This is a genomic window from Nocardioides marinquilinus (assembly GCF_039543705.1).
Taxonomy (GTDB): Bacteria; Actinomycetota; Actinomycetes; order Propionibacteriales; family Nocardioidaceae; genus Nocardioides; species Nocardioides marinquilinus.
In genome coordinates this window covers 16,700-34,230 of record NZ_BAABKG010000008.1, presented here as the reverse complement: position 1 = coordinate 34,230, position 17,531 = coordinate 16,700, and the positions used below count along the sequence as shown (strand labels likewise).

Annotated in this window: 3 protein-coding genes; all 3 read right to left on the bottom strand. The window is 73.2% G+C overall.

What is annotated here, in order from left to right; all coding sequences use genetic code 11:
* From ABEA04_RS22570 to ABEA04_RS22560, 3 genes are read right to left on the bottom strand one after another with little or no spacing between them, the layout of a single operon-like run.
* Positions 1 to 8,712 (bottom strand): Ig-like domain repeat protein, encoded by an 8,712-nt coding sequence (locus tag ABEA04_RS22570; RefSeq protein ID WP_345464492.1) that lies wholly within the window; start codon positions 8,710 to 8,712, stop codon positions 1 to 3.
* Complete coding sequence (locus ABEA04_RS22565) at positions 8,709 to 14,792, bottom strand: carboxypeptidase regulatory-like domain-containing protein (RefSeq protein WP_345464489.1); 6,084 nt, start codon at positions 14,790 to 14,792, stop codon at positions 8,709 to 8,711. The genes ABEA04_RS22570 and ABEA04_RS22565 overlap by 4 nt, the downstream gene beginning before the upstream one ends.
* Positions 14,785 to 17,529 (bottom strand): carboxypeptidase regulatory-like domain-containing protein, encoded by a 2,745-nt coding sequence (locus ABEA04_RS22560; RefSeq protein ID WP_345464486.1) that lies wholly within the window; start codon positions 17,527 to 17,529, stop codon positions 14,785 to 14,787. The genes ABEA04_RS22565 and ABEA04_RS22560 overlap by 8 nt, the downstream gene beginning before the upstream one ends.
* Positions 17,530 to 17,531 lie beyond the last annotated feature (2 nt).

Sequence of the window (17,531 nt, the reverse complement as noted above, 5' to 3'; positions counted from 1 at the left end):
TCAGCGACCCACGACCGGGATGCCGAACGTCTGGCCCGCGCCGACCCGCACGCCGATCCGGAACCCGGCCAGCTTCTTCGGCACGTTCACGTAGGCGTACCAGGTGTAGACGCCGTTGCGCACGCTCGTGGCGACCATCGCCGGCCCGTCCTTCCACGACCCGTTGGGGCCGCCGAAGCGCACGCGCGGGGTCTCGCCGGTGCTCACCGCGCGCACCTGGATGCGGCTGCCTGGCTTGACGACGAAGCGGTTCCTGGCGTCGAGCCGGGCGCCCTGCACCCACTCCTGCAGCTCGCGGTAGGTCTTGACCACAGTGGTCTCGTTGCCGGCCCGGTCGACGGCGACCGCGGACACCCGGCGGGTGGTGCGGTCGACCTTGGTCACCGGGGCGCGGCAGGGACGGGCCAGGCCGGAGAGGGCGTCGTCCGCCGTGCAGTAGGGCACGGGCGTCTTGTCGAAGTAGACGCCGCCCTGCTTCACGTTGGGCACCGCGAGGGTCGGCCTGACCCGGTCGATGCGGATCACCGGGATCACCACGGTGTCCTGGCCGCCGTTGGCGCCGGTCGCGGTGAAGGTGCGGTCGGCCTCGCGGCTGTGGTCGCCGTCGCCGAGGGTGACGTCGCGCGGGCAGGTGATCTTCACGCCCGACGGGCCGCTGCAGCTGAAGTCGACGTCGACCGGCTTGGCGATCCACCCGTCGACGGCACCGGGTCGCAGCACGAAGCTGAGCCGCGGCAGGGGCCGATCCAGGGACGTCGAGCGGCTGCTGTAGCGCTGGTCGCCGAGGTACTTCGCGGTGACCGTGAACTCGTCGTCGGTGGGCCGCACCAGGTTCCAGACCGCCTTGAGGTCCGTGCCGAGCGGCACGACCGTGGAGACGTCGGGGGCCGTGTCGCCCGTCAGCACGAGCTCGACCGAGCCGCTGGGGTCCTGCACGCCGGTCTTCTCGACGGTCGCGGTGATGGCGAGGTTGCGCGCCTCGCCACCGCGGGTGGTGATGGCGAGCGAGATGCCCGAGGGCGCCTTGGCGACCACGACCGTCTGCGGGTCGGACTCGCTGCCCTCGTAGGCGAGGGCGGAGGTGGCGTCGGGCACGAACTCGGCCGCGATCTCGACCTCCTGCGCAGGCAGGTCGGGCGTCCAGCTCGACGTGGCGCGGCCGTCCCTCACGGGGACGCCGCGCTGGACCACGACGCCGTCGACGGTGAAGTCGACCGTGCCGGTGCCGTCCGCGGCGTCCGGGGCCGTGGGGGTGGGCCGAGGGGCGCTCACCGTCGCGGTCAGCGGCAGCGGCTGCCCGGCGACCGGGTTGGCGCCGACCTGCAGGGTCGTGGTGCTGTCGTTCAGCCCGACGACCAGGTTGTACAGCTCGGGCTGCGCGACCTTCTTGTAGTAGCGGTTGCCGTCCTGGTCGAGGGTGACGACGCAGGGGCCCGTCGCCTCGAACCGCACGACCCGGCCTTCGTTGGTGCAGGCTCCGCTCGTCTCCATGTCGACCGGCAGGCCGGCGGTGGTGACCACGCCGCTCAGGTCGCGCTGCCCGCCCACGGTCGTGTGGTCGAACGGGTCGGGGACGGGCCTGACGATGGTGTGCTGCAGCCGGTCGACCAGGAAGTCCGCGGTGCGGGGGCCGGCGCCGAGCAGCGACGTCGTGCTCGGGGCCCACTGCCCGCGCTGCGTGTCGCCGGGCTTGAAGGTGGCGGTGACGCGGTAGTTGCCCCAGTCGAGGCACTTGGGGAAGACCACGCTCGCGACGCCGACGGTGACGCCGCCCGGGCGCTCCTCGGTCGCCAGCATGGTGTCGGTCATGGTGGTGGGCGGCGGCCCGTCTTTGCAGGGCTCGGTGCGGGGGTCGGTCGGGGTCCCGGTCGAGGACTGCCGACCGAGCGAGAAGACGACCGAGCCGACCGGCACGGTCGCGGTCGTGCCGAACGTGAGGCCGGTGACCTCGGCGGTCAGCGTGGTCTCGGTGGTGATGGTGGCGTTGGTGGGCACCGACGGCAGCGTGATGGCGGTGGGGCTGCGGCGCACCGGGATGCTGAACGCGACCGCGGTCGAGCCCTTCCAGTCGGGCCTGGCGGGGTCGTCGCTGTAGAGCGGCTCGACCCGCAGCTGCACCCGGCAGGTCCGGGTGACGGCGTCGGCCTCGGGGCCGGTGGCCGGCCAGTCGTTGAAGTGCACCAGGCCGTCGCCGCTGTCGAAGTAGCAGGGGTCGTCGGTGACGGGGGTCGTCGGCGGCACCTCGCTGACCACGGGCAGCGGGTCGTGGTCGGGACCGGCGGTGACCTCGGCCTGCGGGTCCCACGTGCTGCCGGCGTAGCCGACGACGTCGCCGGTGGGTCGCTGCGAGGTGAAGGCGAGCTGGCCGGCGTTCGCGGTGACGGTGAGCGAGGTCGAGGGCGAGGTGCCGAAGTTGACCCCGTTCGCGGGCACGAACGTCACCGAGACGCTGCGGGCACCCTGCTGGCGGGGCTTGAAGCCGATCTCGGCCGTGCCGGTCGAGGTGCTCGGGACGGAGACGACGCCGGTCTGACCCGGCACCCCGGTGAAGCGGAACTCGCCCCGGAGCGGCAGGCGGTCGGGGGCCGGGCCGACCGAGGTGGCGCGGAGCGTGACGTTCTCGCCGACGACTGCGGGGGTGGAGCCGACCCGGGCCAGCGTGACCGTCGTGGGCGCGGTGACCACGGCGAAGCGGACCATGACCGGGGGCGCGGGCTCGTAGTCGTCGTCGCCCGCCTGGTCGAAGCGAACGCGGCAGGGGCCGGCCTGCACGAGCACGATGCCGTCGTCCCCGTCGGGCACGCAGTAGACGCCGGGCGGGGGGTCCTGCCGGTCGATGTCGTCGAGGTCGACGGTCTGCGGGAGGTCGCCCGCGTCGTCCTGGGTGACGGTGGGGACTACCTCTGCGCTCGAGCCGCCGCTGGTGGTGAGCACCGGGGTCCAGGTGATGCCGACGTAGCGGGCCGTGGCGTCGGTCGGCGTGACCGGGACCAGCCGCTGGGAGCCCTTGCCGACGGTGAACTCCAGGGACGGGGTCGGGTCGGTCAGCGGTGCGGCGCCGCGCTGCACCTCGTAGCGGGGTGCGGAGGTGGTGCTCGGCGTGAAGTGCTCGACGAGCCGGTAGCGGCCCGCGTGCTCGGGGAAGGCACGGAAGGTGCGGATGTTGCCCAGCCAGGTGTCGCTGCGGGCCGAGACCGCCTCCTGCTTCCAGGTGCCGTCACCGCCGAGCGCGGGGTCGCTGTAGTGCAGCAGCCCGGTGGTGCCGCTGCCGCTGAAGCTGCCGCTGCGCTTGACGTCGCGCACGACCGTCTTGAGGTCGACGGGGGCGCCGACCACGAGCCCCTGCGTCGGGGTGCGCTCGAAGCTCACGTCGAGGGGGATGCGGCTCGCCGTGGCCGTCACGAAGACGGGCGAGGACGGCAGGAAGCGGGTGAGCACGCCGGTCTGGTAGGCCGCGAGGTGGCACGGACCGGCCTTCGTGAAGGTGACCGTGAGGCCGGTGACCGTGCAGAACTCGCCCACCTGCGCGCCCGGCGCGGGGGGCGTGGTGCCCGGCTGCTGGTCGTCGGGCACCGGGAAGGTGCCGCTGGGCGGGTCGCCGGCGCGGGTGTCGAGCACCAACCGCACCGCGCCCTGGCCGGTGCCCGCGGGAGCGAAGGTGACGGAGTCGGCGACGTAGGGGCTCAGCTGCCCGGCTGTGGGCGTGAAGGTCGTGACCTGCCCGGCGCGCACGACGTCGAAGCCGGCCGTGCGGTCGGCGGTGAGCAGCTCGTAGCGGGCGCCCTGCGCGGGCGAGAGCGTCGCGGTGAGCTGCTGGCGGCCCGAGGACGGCGGCGTGTAGGTGGCGAGCGCGGTGCCGGTGACCCCGGGTGAGGAGGTGGCGTCGGTGCCGTCGAGGCCGAAGGCCAGGGTGCCACCGACCACCGAGGTGGTGCCGGCGGCGGCCAGGCGCTTGTCGACCGCGGTGACCGTGACGACGACGGGCTCGCCGTAGGTCGGCGTCGCGCTCGTGCTGACGCGCAGCGCCACCGGCCGCTTGTGGATGGTGAACGCGACCGGCACCTCCGTGGCCGGGTCGAAGTCCGGTGACTGCCCGGCCTGGTTCAGCAGGACGACGCAGGGGTCGACGCGCGAGAAGGTCACCTGGAAGGTCAGCGCGCCCGTGCTCGACACGGCGCACGCCGGCGGCGGGACGACACCGTCGCCGTCCGCGGGCAGGGCCTGCACCGTGGCCGTCACCGCCTGGTCGGAGCCGCCGGCGGTGACGGTGAGGGTCGTGGGCTCGTCGAGGTAGACGTCGCGCACGAGCGCCGGGTCGGGCGTGATCACCTGTTGCGCGGCCTTGACCAGCAGCGTGTCGGTGTCGGTGGCCTTCGTGAACGCACGGGAGCGGTTGTGCGTGAAGTTGGCGGTGAAGACGAGCCCATCGCTGGTGGGCAGCTTCGGCGTCCGCAGGGTCGCAACGCCGTTGACGTAGTTCAGGGTGAAGGGCGAGCCCGCCAACCCGGGCACGGTCAGCGTGCCGGTGCCGTTGCCGAGCACCGGCGCACTGCGGCGGGTGTCGGTCGCGGTGACGGTGACAGTGATCTGGTCGCCGAACGCGGGGGTACGGCTGCTGAAGGAGAGGTCGAGCGTCACCGGACGGCGGCGGACCGTGACCGGCTGCTCGAGCGGCCCCGCCGGGAGGTAGTGGGTGTCGCCGTCCTGGCTGAGGCGGATCGTGCAGGTGTCGTCGGCGTTGTCGGCCGCGCCCGCGTTCTTGAACGTGATCACACCGGACGCCGCGGTGCACACCGTGGTGTCGGCGGTCGCGACCGTGCGCGCGCCGGTGGACTCGCCCGGGGTGATCTGCGGGGTGTAGGTCTCGTCGGGGTAGGCGACGGCCGGCACCGGGTGGTCGGCGTCGGGGGAGAAGGCCAGCGACTGCGGCGCCTTGTTGACCGCGATCGTGCGTTCGAGCGTCTCGGGGGCGGCGTACACCGAGGGGTTCGCGGGATCGTTCGGATCGGCGGGGTCGGCGGGCGCGAAGTCGAGGTCGACGCCGTAGCTGACGCCCGCGGTGCCCCGGAAGGTAGCCGTGACCACGCCGCTGGTCGTGGTGGTGGTGACCCCGCCCGGCGGCGCGGGCGTGACCGACGCGGTGCCGGTGCCCCGGGTGACGGTGGCGCCGCTGAGGTGGTCGACGGCTCGCGCGGAGACCGTGATCGTCTCCAGGTGGTAGGGGCGGAGCGGCGTGGGGCCGGTGGAGGTGGGCGTCGGGGTGATGGTCACGTCGACGAGGTCGACGGCCCGCAGGGCGGCCCGGTAGGTCGGGCTGGCGGTCGCGGCCACGGGGTCGTGGTCGTCGTCGCCGGCCGCCGTCGCGCTCAACCGGCAGTCACCGGTGCTGTTGAACCGCACGTCGACATGGGTGACCCCGTCGACGGTGTGCTGGCTGGGGGTGCACGACAGCGGCGTGAGCGAGGTGACGGTGGCCAGCTCGCCGGACGGCGTCACGTGCACGGCGTCGTGCCAGGTCTGACCGACCCGCAGCTCGTCGTCGGGGTCGGGGGTGGTGAAGGTCATGGTCTGGGCGGCCTTGCCGAGCGTGATGGTGCTGCTGCCCGTGACCGTGTCGTACACCATCGAGAGCGAGGGCTGGAACCGAGCCGAGGCGGTGATGTCGGCCCGCTTCGGGGCCGAGAACGGGCCCCGCACGAAGCCAGTCACCGGCCAGGTCGTGACGTCGGGGGTGACCGGGTCGGGAGGGGTGAGGTCGCTGACCCGCACCCAGCCGGTGCCGGCGAGCGGGGCGTCGTCCTTGCCGTAGGCAATGGCTTTGACAGAGACCTGGCCGAGGCGGCGGGGGGCGGTGGGGTCGGGGACGAAGGCCAGTCGGGGGGTGCGCAGCGCGAGCTCGACGGACGGGTCGGTGGCCGTCGTCGAGACGTACTGCTTGTAGACGGCGCTGGTGGGCACGGTGACCCGCAGCTTGCAGGTGCCCGCGGTCTTGGCCGTGACCGTCGTGCTGTCGGCCGCCGTGCAGACCGAGGTGGTGAGCGAGTCGAAGGTGGCGGTGTTGCCCGTGGACGAGACGACGGTCGGGGTGAGGACGTCGAGGGCCTGCGGCTGCGACGGGAAGGTCACGCTCACCGTCTGGGTCGCCTTCGTGACCGTCTGAGCGCCGCTCGAGGCCGTGCCGGCGCTCTGGTCGGTGGTGACCGGCGCCGAGGCGGTGATGGTGCAGGTGCCGCCCTTCTTCAGCTGCACGTCGAACGTGCCGGCCCGCGGCTGGCACACGGTGTTGTCGGAGCTGGAGAGGGTGACCCCCTCGGCGCTGTCGAGCGTCACCTGCACCGACCAGTCGTCACCGAGGGCGACGAGGGGCTCGGTCGGCGCCGCCACCGCGAGCACGGGGGTCAGCTTGATCGGAATGAAGGTGACGGTGCCGACGCCGTCCTCGTAGACGTCGTTGCCCGCGACCGTCACGCTGACGGTGCACGCCTGACCGGCCTTGAGGGGCCGGACGCCGATCGTGCTGCTCGCGACCGGCGCACCGGAGGCGTCGACCGGGGTGCAGGCCGTGCTGTCGGCGGGCACGACGCGGAACGTGGGCGTCGCGAACGCGTCGGTGTTGCCGGTGCTCGTGCTCGTGTTGACCGCGGGCTTGTAGGTGCGGCGGACCTGGCGGGTCGCACCCGCCGCCACGACGTTGATCGTCTGGGTCGTCTTCTGCACCGTGACGGTCGCGGCGGGCGTGGCGGTGGCCGTCTCCTGGTCGTCGGTCACGGGTGCGGTGGCGGTGATGGTGCAGGTACCGCTCTTCTTCAGCTGCACGTTGAACGTGCCGGTGCGGGGCTGGCAGACGGTGTTGTCGGCGCTCGTCAGCGTGACGCCGGTGGCGTTGTCGACGTTGACGTCGACGGCCCAGTCGGTGCCGAGCGCGGTGAGGGTGCGGCCGGGGCCTGCGACGCTCATGAGGGGGGTGAGCTTGACCGGCGTGACCTCGACCTGCGCGGTACCGGCGTTGTAGGTGCCGTTGCCGGTCACCGTGACGGTGATGGTGCACTTCTGGCCGGCCTTGAGCAGGCGGACACCGACGGTGCTGCTGGTGACGGCGGCGCCGGTGGCGTCGACCGGCGTGCAGACGGCGCTCTGGCCCGGTGCGCTGTAGCTGGGCGTCGCGAAGGCGCCGGTGTTGCCGGTGCTCGTCGCCGTGTCGACGACCGGCGCGTAGACGCGGCGGGCCTGGCGTGTGCCGGGCGCCACGACGGCGATCGACTGGTCCTGCTTGGCGACGGTGAACGTCACGGCGGCAGAGGTCGTCGTGTTCTCGTCGGCGCTGGTCTGGCCGACCGTGGTCGCGGTGATGCTGCACGGACCGGTGCCGACGAAGGTGACGGTGCGGCCGCTCGCGGTGCAGACCCCGGTGGTGCTCGAGGCGAGGGTCGGCACCAGGGTGCCGGTGGTCGTCACCTCGACCGGGGTCCAGGCGACGCCGACGCGCTGGGTGCCGGTCGGCGGTGTCACGGTGATGATGGGCGTGCCCTTGGACGGTGTGCGGTCGACGGTGGTGGCGCCGGCGTCGTACTCGGCGTTGCCTGGCACGGACACGTTGACAGTGCACGGCTGGTTGACCTTGACGTAGGTCACCTTGCCCGCGTTCAGCGAGCAGTTGGCGGTGTGGGCGGCCAGGATCGACAGCGTCGGGGTGTTGCCGGTGCCGGAGGTGACGCTCACGGCGTAGGGCGTCTGCGTGGTCACCGTGGCGGGCACGGACGCCGTGACGGTCTGGCTGCGCTTGGTGACGGTGAAGTCCTGCCGCTTCTCGGCGCCCTCGTAGGCGGGGGACTGGTCGACGGTGGCGACCACGGTGCAGGAGCCGACGCCGGTGAAGGTGACGGTGTCGTCGGCCGTGGTGGCGGTGGGGGTGGTCTGCTGGTCGACGAGCGTGCAGGCGCCGGCGTCACCGGTGACCGCGAGGGCGGCGGCCTCGCCCGACGGCGTCGCGACCGCCGACGGCTTCCAGCCGGCGTCGTTGACGTTCCTCGCCGACGGGGGCGGGGCGGTTCCCCACGCGATGGTGCGCGGTTGCCGGGTGATCGCGATCGCGGGTGTGGTCTCGAGGACGGCGCCGTCGTAGGTGGTGCCGCCGGTCACCTCCGCGCGCACCGTGCACGTGCCTGCCTTGTCGAAGCTGACGACGGCGTCGACGGTGCTGTCCGATCGCGAGCAGGCGTCGGCGGGGCTGCCGGTCACCGTGAGCGTGACGGTCTGACCGGTGCCGGTGGTGCGTGGCGAGGGCTGCCACGTGGTGCCGGTGGCCTGTGTGGTCGGGGCCGCGTTGGTCCAGCTGAGCTGCTGGGTGCGCTTGGTGATCGTGAAGGTGCGCTCGGCCTTCGGCTTCGGGGTCTCGGTCGAGGCGGACGCCGTGGCCGTGACCGTGCAGGTGCCGGCGCCGGTGAAGCTGACCACGCCCGAGCTGGTCGTCGAGGACAGCGTGCACGCGGTGGTGGGCGTGGCCTCGACGGCGAGCGTGACGGTGGAGGCGTCGGAGGCGGTGGGCGACGGCGTCCAGTCGGGGTCGCCCACCAGCTGCGCCATGGCGGGCAGCGGGGTGGCGAACGAGACGGTCACCGGGTCGGCCGCCCCCGCGGGGGGCGGGGCCATCAGCGCGGCCGCGACCGCCCCGGCCAGCGCGGCGAGGGCCGCCACGCGCAGGCGGCCGCTCACGGTCCGGCCGTCGCTTGGAGCTCGACGGTGTAGGCCTGGCCGGGATCGGTGATGTCGACCGTGTCGGAGTCACCGCTCGTGTCGGGCATGACGCCCTCGACCAACCACGCGCCGTAGGGCAGGTCGATGGTCGTGCCGGCGGCCCCGACCTCGCCGGAGAAGACCGGGGTCGGGTCGGCGCCCGGCTCGGCGGAGGTGACCTGCACCTGCGCCACCTCGTCGCCGACCAGCCCCGTCACGCTGATGGCCAGCGACGTCGTCTGCTCGGCGAGGGTGAAGTCGGTCGCCGGGCCGCCCGTCGCGCAGTCGCGCGGCGCGGCGTCCCACCACTCGGCCCGCACGTCCTGCAGCACCGGCGTGCAGGTGTAGGTGCCTGCGGGCACGTACACCGTCGAGCCGGTCAGCGGCAGGCTCTGGTCGAGGCCGTTGCCGGTGACGCGCAGGGTGCTGCCAGGGCCGGGCACGGGGTGCCCGGGCTGGGCGGTCGCGGCATAGGTCCACGTCAGCGGCGCCGAGTCGACCTGGAAGGTGATCGTCACGTCGGTCGCGTCCGGTGGCAGCCAGATGCCACCGCCCCCGCATCCCGGGCCGGACGCCGCAGAGCTGGTGATGCCGGTGATGCGGCCGAAGTGGATCTCGTCGCCGGGGCTGTTCATGGTCAGCTCGGCGTCGTAGCACCCGAACCGCACCTGGGTCGGGGTCGGCGTCGTCTGGATGCCGACGGTCTGGGTCGACTCCCACGTGCCGGCCCGCGGGGTGAGGGTGGCGGTGGCGCCGGCGAACGTCTCGCTCGTGCCCCCGACCGTCACCGTGGTCGAGACGAGGGCCGCGGTGGCGGTGAGGTCGAGCGTCTCCTCCTCGCCGTCGGTCAGCGTGACCGGGGAGGCGGGGACGGTGAAGCCGGGCTCGGTGACCTCGACCGAGTAGCTGCCCGCCGTCACGTCGTCGAAGGCGTAGACGCCGTTCTCGTCGGTCTCGGTGGTCGGTCCGCCGGGCACCAGGGACACCGTGGCTCCCGCCACCGCGGGGGGCGAGGTGATGCCGGGCCGGGGCTGCTCGGTGACGACGCCTCCGAGCGTGGCGCGGTTGCGCACAACGTCGACCGCGATGTTCCGGACCGGCGTGTCGCCCCCGGTGCTGTCGTCGAGCTCGACCTCGGCGCTCTGCACGAGCGGGTAGATCGCCGAGCCCTCGACCTTGACGTACCACAGGCCGGGCAGGACGCCGTCGCCCCCGTTGAAGGTGTAGCGACCGTCGCTGTCGGCGTCGGAGGCCGTCTCGTCACTGGCGGGCGCCGGGTCGACCATCGCCGGCGTGCGGCTCAGCCACACCGTGGCGGCCGTGTCGCCGGCGATCGGCTGGCCGTTCTGGTCGCGCAGCGTGATCTCGACCGGCACGCGGGCCGCGAACAGCCGCAGCTCGGGGGTGACCGAGCTGCCGTCGACGACCTGGACGACGCGGTTGGACTCGGCGTTGGACTTGAACCCGTAGCCGGTGGGCGGGCTCGGCACGTCGAGCAGGTACCAGCCGGCCTCCGGACCCTCGTCGTCCTCGGTGGTGCCGGCGAAGGTGAACTGGCCGGTGTCGGTGGTGGTGGTCGTCAGCAGCGGCTTGCCCGGGTTGGCGACGCCGCAGGCCGCGGCCTGCACCGTGCAGAGCTGCGCGGTGACCGTGCGGCCCGCGACCGCATACTGCTGCGAGGGCATCTCGCCCGGCTCGGTGCGGACGGCGGCGAGGTCGCCGGAGATCGTGCCGAGGCGGGTCAGCCGGATCGTGCAGCTGATCATCCGGCCGGCCTCGACCGTGACGACTCCGGTGTTCGTGCCCTCGCAGTTCATCTGAACGGTGCCGCTCGCCGCGGCGTCGCCGAAGTCGAAGCCCGGGGCCTTGACGTAGAACCTGGCCTGCGCGCCCGGCGGCAGACGGGGGAAGTTGCGCGTGCCGTCGACCTGGGTGCGCAGCGGCACGGTCACGCCGTCGTGGCTGAGGGTGACCAGCGCGTTGTTCACCGGCTGGGCGTCGGCCTGGGAGCTGTCGAGGACGGTCACCGTGATGGAGCCGCGCTCCTTCAGGTTCGGGTTCGACAGCGTGCAGGGGCCGCCGCGCGTGCAAGTGAGCGTGGCGGGGGTGGAGACGACGTCGGGGTTGCTGAAGGTCAGCGTGTAGGTGCCGGGCATGGCCGTGTCGGTGGGCACGTCCTCGTCCCGGTCGGGGACGTTCAGCCCGTCCGGCACACCGGCGCCGAGGGTCGACTGGTCGTCCCAGGCCAGCTCGTAGGTCGCGACGCCGGCGTCGGCGGTCTTGGTCGGGTTGTAGACCAGGCTCGCCTCCACCGTGCGACCGCTGGTGGAGGACACGGTGACGGCGATGTCGCCGGGTACCGCGTCGTCGGCTCCCTCGACCGTGACCTCGTTGGTGACCGAGATCGGCGCGGGCAGCATCATGACGGTGCTGAGGACCCGACCGGTCTGCAGGTAGTAGTCGCTCTGCGCGAACGGGTACCAGCCGGACGCCGTGACCGAGACAGAGGGCATCCGGGTGGTCACGAACGGAGCCGGCATGACACCGCGGGCGTCGGCGGTTCCGGGGCAGGTGGCGTCCCGGGGGTCGTTGTCGTCGGCGACCTTCACGATGCTGAAGCAGCCCTGGTCGTTCGTGGTGACGTCGACCTGCTGGTTGGCAGCGGGGTCGAGCGTGCCGGCCTCGGTGAGCGTGCTCGGGTCGAAGCGGGTGCCGCCGACCACGGTCACCGCAGCGTCCTTGACCCCGACGGCGCGGGTGGCCGCGGGTTCGCTGATGTCGTACCCCACGACCTGAGCGAGGAAGTCGGCGACCGGGTCGGTGAGGTCGAGCGTGGTCTCCTGCAGGTCGTCGTAGCCGACGACGAGCGTCTCGGCGCGGCTCCCGCTGTGGGTGCCGAGCTTGGAGGTGCCGCTGATCCGGTACTCGCCCGGGGTGAGGCGGTTGACGACGACGCGCCCGTCCTCGGTCGTGGCCCGGCTCTCGACGACCACGTCGGAGTCGACCCGTGTCAGGGTCACCTCGGCGTCGTCGGAGTCGACCAGCGCGCCGGAGCCGTCGGTGTCGCCCTCGCCCGGGGGCTGTCGCACGACCAGTGAGACCCGGCCGAGGCGGTTGAGCTCGAAGTTCACCTGCTCGGCACCGGAGTCGAGGATGAGCTGAGCCTCGCCGCCGCCGACGAACTCGGTGTTGGCGGGGACGGCCAGGACCTTGTACGGACCGGGACGCGGGGCCTCGATGAGGTAGCGGCCGTCGGCGTCGGTGACGGCGCACCAGCGGGTGCGACCGGTCTGGCCGCGGTCGACGGAGCGGGCGGGCAGGCAGGCGTCGGGGTCGGCCTTGGCGGCGTCGTCGTTCGCTGCCCCGTTGGTGATGGCGTCGGAGCACGGGGGCAGACCACCGGTGGCGGTGGCGGCGAGCAGCCAGACGCACGACTGCGTCGGGTTGGCGATCCCGTCTCCTGACGCGGGCACGGCCAGCGAGACCACGCCGGTCACCGACGGCACCGGCGTCAGCTCGACGAGGGGCGCGGTGACGCGGCGGTTCTCACCGACCTCGACGCGCACGGTGCGGTTGAGGTAGCCCGGGGCGGCGATCTCGATGGTGTAGAGACCGGGGCGGAGACCGCACTGCTCGCCGGCCTGGTCGAGCGGCTTGCAGGTCGCGTCGTTGGGCAGCAGGAAGCCGCCGTCGGCGGCGAACCGATCGGAGAAGTCGGTGCCCTTGAGGGTGGCGGTCACGCAGGTCTCGCGCTCGGCCTTCGTGGCCAGACGGCCGTCGGTGCAGGTGGGGATCGCCTTGCCGGTGTCGACGTCGACGACCTCGCCCTCGATGCGGGAGGTGCGCGGCAGTGGGCCGTCGGGCAGCTCGGAGAGCACGATCTGCATCGGGTCGCCGTCGTCGCCGGCCTCGACGCGCACGGTGCGCTCGACGGTGATCCGGTTGAAGTAGGAGGCGGTGAGCGTGTAGACGCCGGGCGCGACCACGTCGAAGGCGAAGCTGCTGCGACGCTCGCCGTCGACCACCACCACCGAGCTGCTGGTGGCCTTGTAGCTGTGCTCGGGGTTGACGAGCGTCAGGCCCACGCCCGAGAGCGGCGTCGCACCGCGGGGGAGGGTGTCGGAGCGGCGCGCCGCACGCACGGCCTTGGTGGTGGCCAGCTCACGCGACAGACCCCACATGGTGCCGTCGACGCGGCCGTTGATCGACTCGAGCCGGGTCGGGTCGAGGACGAGCGAGGAGTCGCCGCGCTGCAGCTCGAAGCCGATGCTCGCGGTCTGGTAGCCGGTGGCCGCGATGGTGAGGGTGTAGTTGCCGGGCACCGGCAGCGAGGGCAGGTAGAAGCGGCCCTTCGGGTCGACGGTCAGCGTGGTGGCGGTGCGGGTGAGCTCGTCACCGTCGGTGACGGTGACGGTGGCCCCGCCGAGCGCGGAGCTGGAGCCGTCGAAGCCGGCGGCGGTGACGTCGCCCTCGACGAGCGCGACGCCGGCCGTGAGCCGCAGGTCGGCCGTGGCGGTGCCGAAGGAGTCGAGCTGGACGACGCGCGCCTCGCTGCTCATGTCGCGCCGGGTGGCGGTGACGACGTAGGTGCCGGGGGCCGAGAGGCCGTCGATCGACCAGGTCCCGGCGCCGGGTCCGTCGGAGGTGCTGCTGGTGGTCAGGGTGTTGGTGCCGTCGGTGATGACGACGGTCGCGCCGCCGACGGCGCCGCCCGGACCCGTGACCGTGCCGCGCAGGGAGCCGGTGCCGGGCTCCATCTCGAACTCCAGCGGCTCCTTGGCCGCCTCGGAGGAGCTGTCGACGACGTAGCGCTGGGTCTGGAAGCCGGGCTTGCTGAAGGTGAGCAGGTAGTAGCCGGGCGCCTTGACGTTGCCCATCGCCCACGCGCCGTCGGTGTCGGTGTCGGTGCTGCGCGCCTCGGGCGCCTCGCTCGGGCTCGCGGTCGTGAACGCGGCGGCCGGTCGCTTGCCGTCGCCGTCGAGGTCCTCGTCGTCGACGCCGATGCCGGAGGCGCCCTGCGCCTCCTCGTCGACCAGCGAGGTGCTCTCCATGCGCACGGTCACGCCGGGCTGGTCGACCACGGTGCCGGCCAGCTGCAGCGGGGGCGCGGGCTCCTCGCCCTCGGCGTCCTCGCCAGCACCGTCCTCGCCGGCGTCCTCACCGGCGTCCTCACCGCCGTCGTCACCGGCGCCCTCGGCGGCGGCGTCGCCGGCGTCGCTGCCCGCGTCGGCGAGCGCCGCGGTGTCCTCCTGGGACTTCTCGCGCTGCGCCTGGCTGATCTTGGCCACCAGCAACCCGGCGCCGCCGAGCCAGACCGCGACGACGCAGAGGATGGCGACGGCCTTGAGACCCCAGGGGCCGAAGACCGCGCGCTGCTCGAGGCTGCCCTGGGCGTGGCGCACCGACTCGGGGGTGCTGGCGGTGACGCGGAAGGCGTGGCGCGCGCCGTAGCCGAGCAGGCGCGGCCGGTTGATGCGCGCGCGTCCGGTGACGCGCACCTCGCCGTCGGGCGGTACGACGACGTTCGGCCTGCGGAACTTCACCCGGCCGTGGCGCGGGTGGGTGACCTTGAGCGCCACCTGGGCGTCGGCACCGCCGGTGTTGCGCAGCACCGCGGTGATCTTCTTCGACGAGATGGCGCGGAGGTCGCCGGGCTCGAGCTCGATCGTCAGCCGCGAGCGCGGACTGACGACCAGCGTGGACTCGGCCTGGGCCGGACGGCTGCTGGCCGCGTCGGTGCGTCCGGTGACCGGGTCGACCGCCAGCGCGGTGACCACCAACGGGTAGGACGCCGGCAACGTGCCCTGCGGCGGGGTGAGCTCGAGCTCGACGACCTCGGCGGCTCCGGGCGCCAGGGGCAGCGTGCGGGCGGGGACGCCGAGCCAGCTCGGGTCGACGCCGACGGCGGTGACGACGATCGCGCGCTCGGCGGTGGCGCGGTTGGTGACGCGGACCGGCACGCGCAGGGTCGAGCCCGACGCCGCGCGCAGCGTGGGGACGACGGCGACGTGCGGTGACGAGGCGCCCTCGGGCACCCGGCCCCACCGGGTCTCACTCATCGGACACCTTGACGCGCACGTCGTTCTCCTTGCTGCCGTCGACGGTGAAACCGAAGGCGTCTCGTCCCTCGAGCGGCAGGAACGCACCGCCGGAGGCGCGGCGCACCGCGATGAGGTAGGTCTGGGGCGCGTCGACGTCGTCGAACCGGAAGCTGCCTGCGCCGTCGGTGATGGTCGTCGTGCGGTAGGGCTCGCCGTCGGGGTACTGGCCCGACTGGTACAGCTCGACGATCCAGCCGCGACCGGCGTTCTCGACGATGCCGACGATCGAGGCCGCGACCCCGAGCTCGAGGTCGTAGGTCTCGTCCTGGCCCGGGGCGACGGTGATGATCTGGGTGACGGGCGCGACGCCGCTACGGCTGGTCTGCAGCGTGTAGGTGCCCGGCGGGACGGTGTCGAAGCGGTACTGCCCGGCGAGGTCGTCGGGCACGGTGGCCGTGGTGACGGTGTAGGTGCTGGTGTTCGAGATCAGCTGGACGACGGTCTCGCCGACCGGCCGGGCCGTCTCCCCCTTGGCCGGGGGCTGGCTGACGGTGCCGTCGATGGTGGCCGTCGAGCGGGTCATCTCGACCGTGATCAGCCCGCCCTCGTTGACCACGCCGGCGAGCCCGTCGGAGCTGAGGTTGCCCTGCCCGTCGAGGCCGACGGCCACGGTCTGCGAGGCGAGGTCGTCGCGGCTGAAGGTGATCGTGTACTCACCGGGCACGGCGAGCCCGTCGACCGACCAGGCGCCCTCCTGGACGCCGGTCTCGTCGTCGCCGGGCACGGTGGCGGTCTGCACGGTCTGCGTGCCGTCGGTGACGGTGACGAGCACGCCCGCGACCGACGTCCCGACGTCGTCGGTGGGCGTCTCGAGGCTGACCTGGCCGGCCAGCGACCCCGACGACTTGTCGAGGTCGAGGGTGATGCCGCCGAGCGCCTGGCTGTCGTTGAGGGTGACCGTGAGGGTCTCGGAGGCGTAGTCGTCCTTGCTGACCACCAGGGTGAAGGTGGCCGGCGTGGGCAGGTTGCGCAGGGTGAACGAGCCCACCTCGCCGCGGCTGCCGGCACTCTCGGCGGTCAGCGTCTGGGCCGAGACCGATGTCTGGCCGGTCGAGGCGGTGACAGTGGCGTCCTCGAGCGGCGCCCCGCCGGAGGTGATGAGCCCGGTGAGGACGCCGTCGCCCTTGCTCAGCGTGATCTCGACCCCGGTGCGCTCCTCGCCGGCCGAGACGTCGATGCGCTGCGTGGAGGTGGCGTAGCCCTCCTTCTCGACCACCAGGTCGTAGACGTTGGGCGAGGGGACGTCGCTGAGCTCGAAGCTGCCGTCGTCGCCGATCGGCACCGACTTGATGGTGGCGCCCTGCTCGGCGACCGCGGCGGTGGGACTGATCGGGTCGCCCGTGGTGCCGGGGGTGCCGGACGCGCCCGGTGGCAGCGGGGTGCCGGCGGTGTTGGTGGCGGTGGCACCGGCCAGCGGCAGCTTGAGGGTGATGGTGGCGGCCGAGACGTCGTCGCCGACCACCGTGCCTGCGATCGAGGACGGGACGCCGCCGAGGGTGACGTCGAGCGCGGCCTGCTTGCCGCCCGGCTCGAGCTTGACGGCCTCGGCGTCGGCGGGGTCGACGGCCTGCGGGTACCACAGCTGCACGAAGCCGGCGCCGCGGAAGGTGACCTTGTACTCGCCCGCGGGCAGCTTGCCGATGCGCCAGGCGCCGTTCTTGTCGGTGGCGGTGGTGGCCAGCGCCAACTCGGTGTCGTCGGCGGAGAAGACGCCCACCGAGACGCCGGCGACGGGCTTGCCCGAGGTGAGCAGGTTGACCTTGCCGCCGATCTCGGAGCTGCCGGTGCCCGAGCCCGCGGCGTCGCGAGCGGCGGCGATCTGCAGCGCGAGGTTGCGGTCGGCGGCCGACTGGCCGACGATCGCCGACAGCGAGCTGGTGATGACGATGGCGAAGACCGTCAGGGCCACCAGCAGGCCCAGCAGGGCGATCGGGCCGCGGGTGAGCATCGGCCGCTGGATGAAGGTGGCCAGCCCCATCGGCGGGATGTCCTCGCCGATGAGCGCGGGGGCCTTCTTGCGGCGCTTGAGCGCGAGCTTCTCGGCCGGGGTCGGCGCGACGGCCTTCTCGGCGAGGGCGGCGTCGGCGTCGTCGACGGCCTGCGCCTGCGCGGGGTCGAGGATGCGCAGCTCGAGCGGCCGGATGACCGGGTTGCCCATCAGCGGACGACGCGCCTTGGCCCGCAGGTCGACCATCGCGTGCTCGCCGGGCGCGAGGTCGACCAGCGGCGGGGTGAAGGTGAAGGTGACCTTGCCCTCGGCGTCCTGGCCGTGCGGACGGCCGACGAGGTTGGTGTTGCCCTCGTTGGCCACCAGCAGGCTCAGCCGCGCGGCGCGGCCGGCGGAGGTGGCGAGCGGGTCGACGCGCAGGGTGACCGAGGGGCGCTCGGGCACCGAGAAGACGATCTCCTCGACGGCGGACTCGTGCGGCGGGGTGACCTCGCGCACCTGCACCGAGACCCGCCGCTCGCCGGCGTTCATGCCGGCCGGCACCGCCATGTCGAGGACGACGGTGCGGGTCTCCTCGGGGAACAGCGTGATCTCGCCGTCGGGCAGGTTCACCCACGACGGGTCGGCGCCGAGCACGCGCACCGCGTAGCCGCCGATGACGTCGCCGGTGTTGCTGATGGTGACGCTGATCGGCTGGCTGACGCCCGGCACCAGGTCGAAGTGCCGGGGGAAGACCTCGACGCGCACGG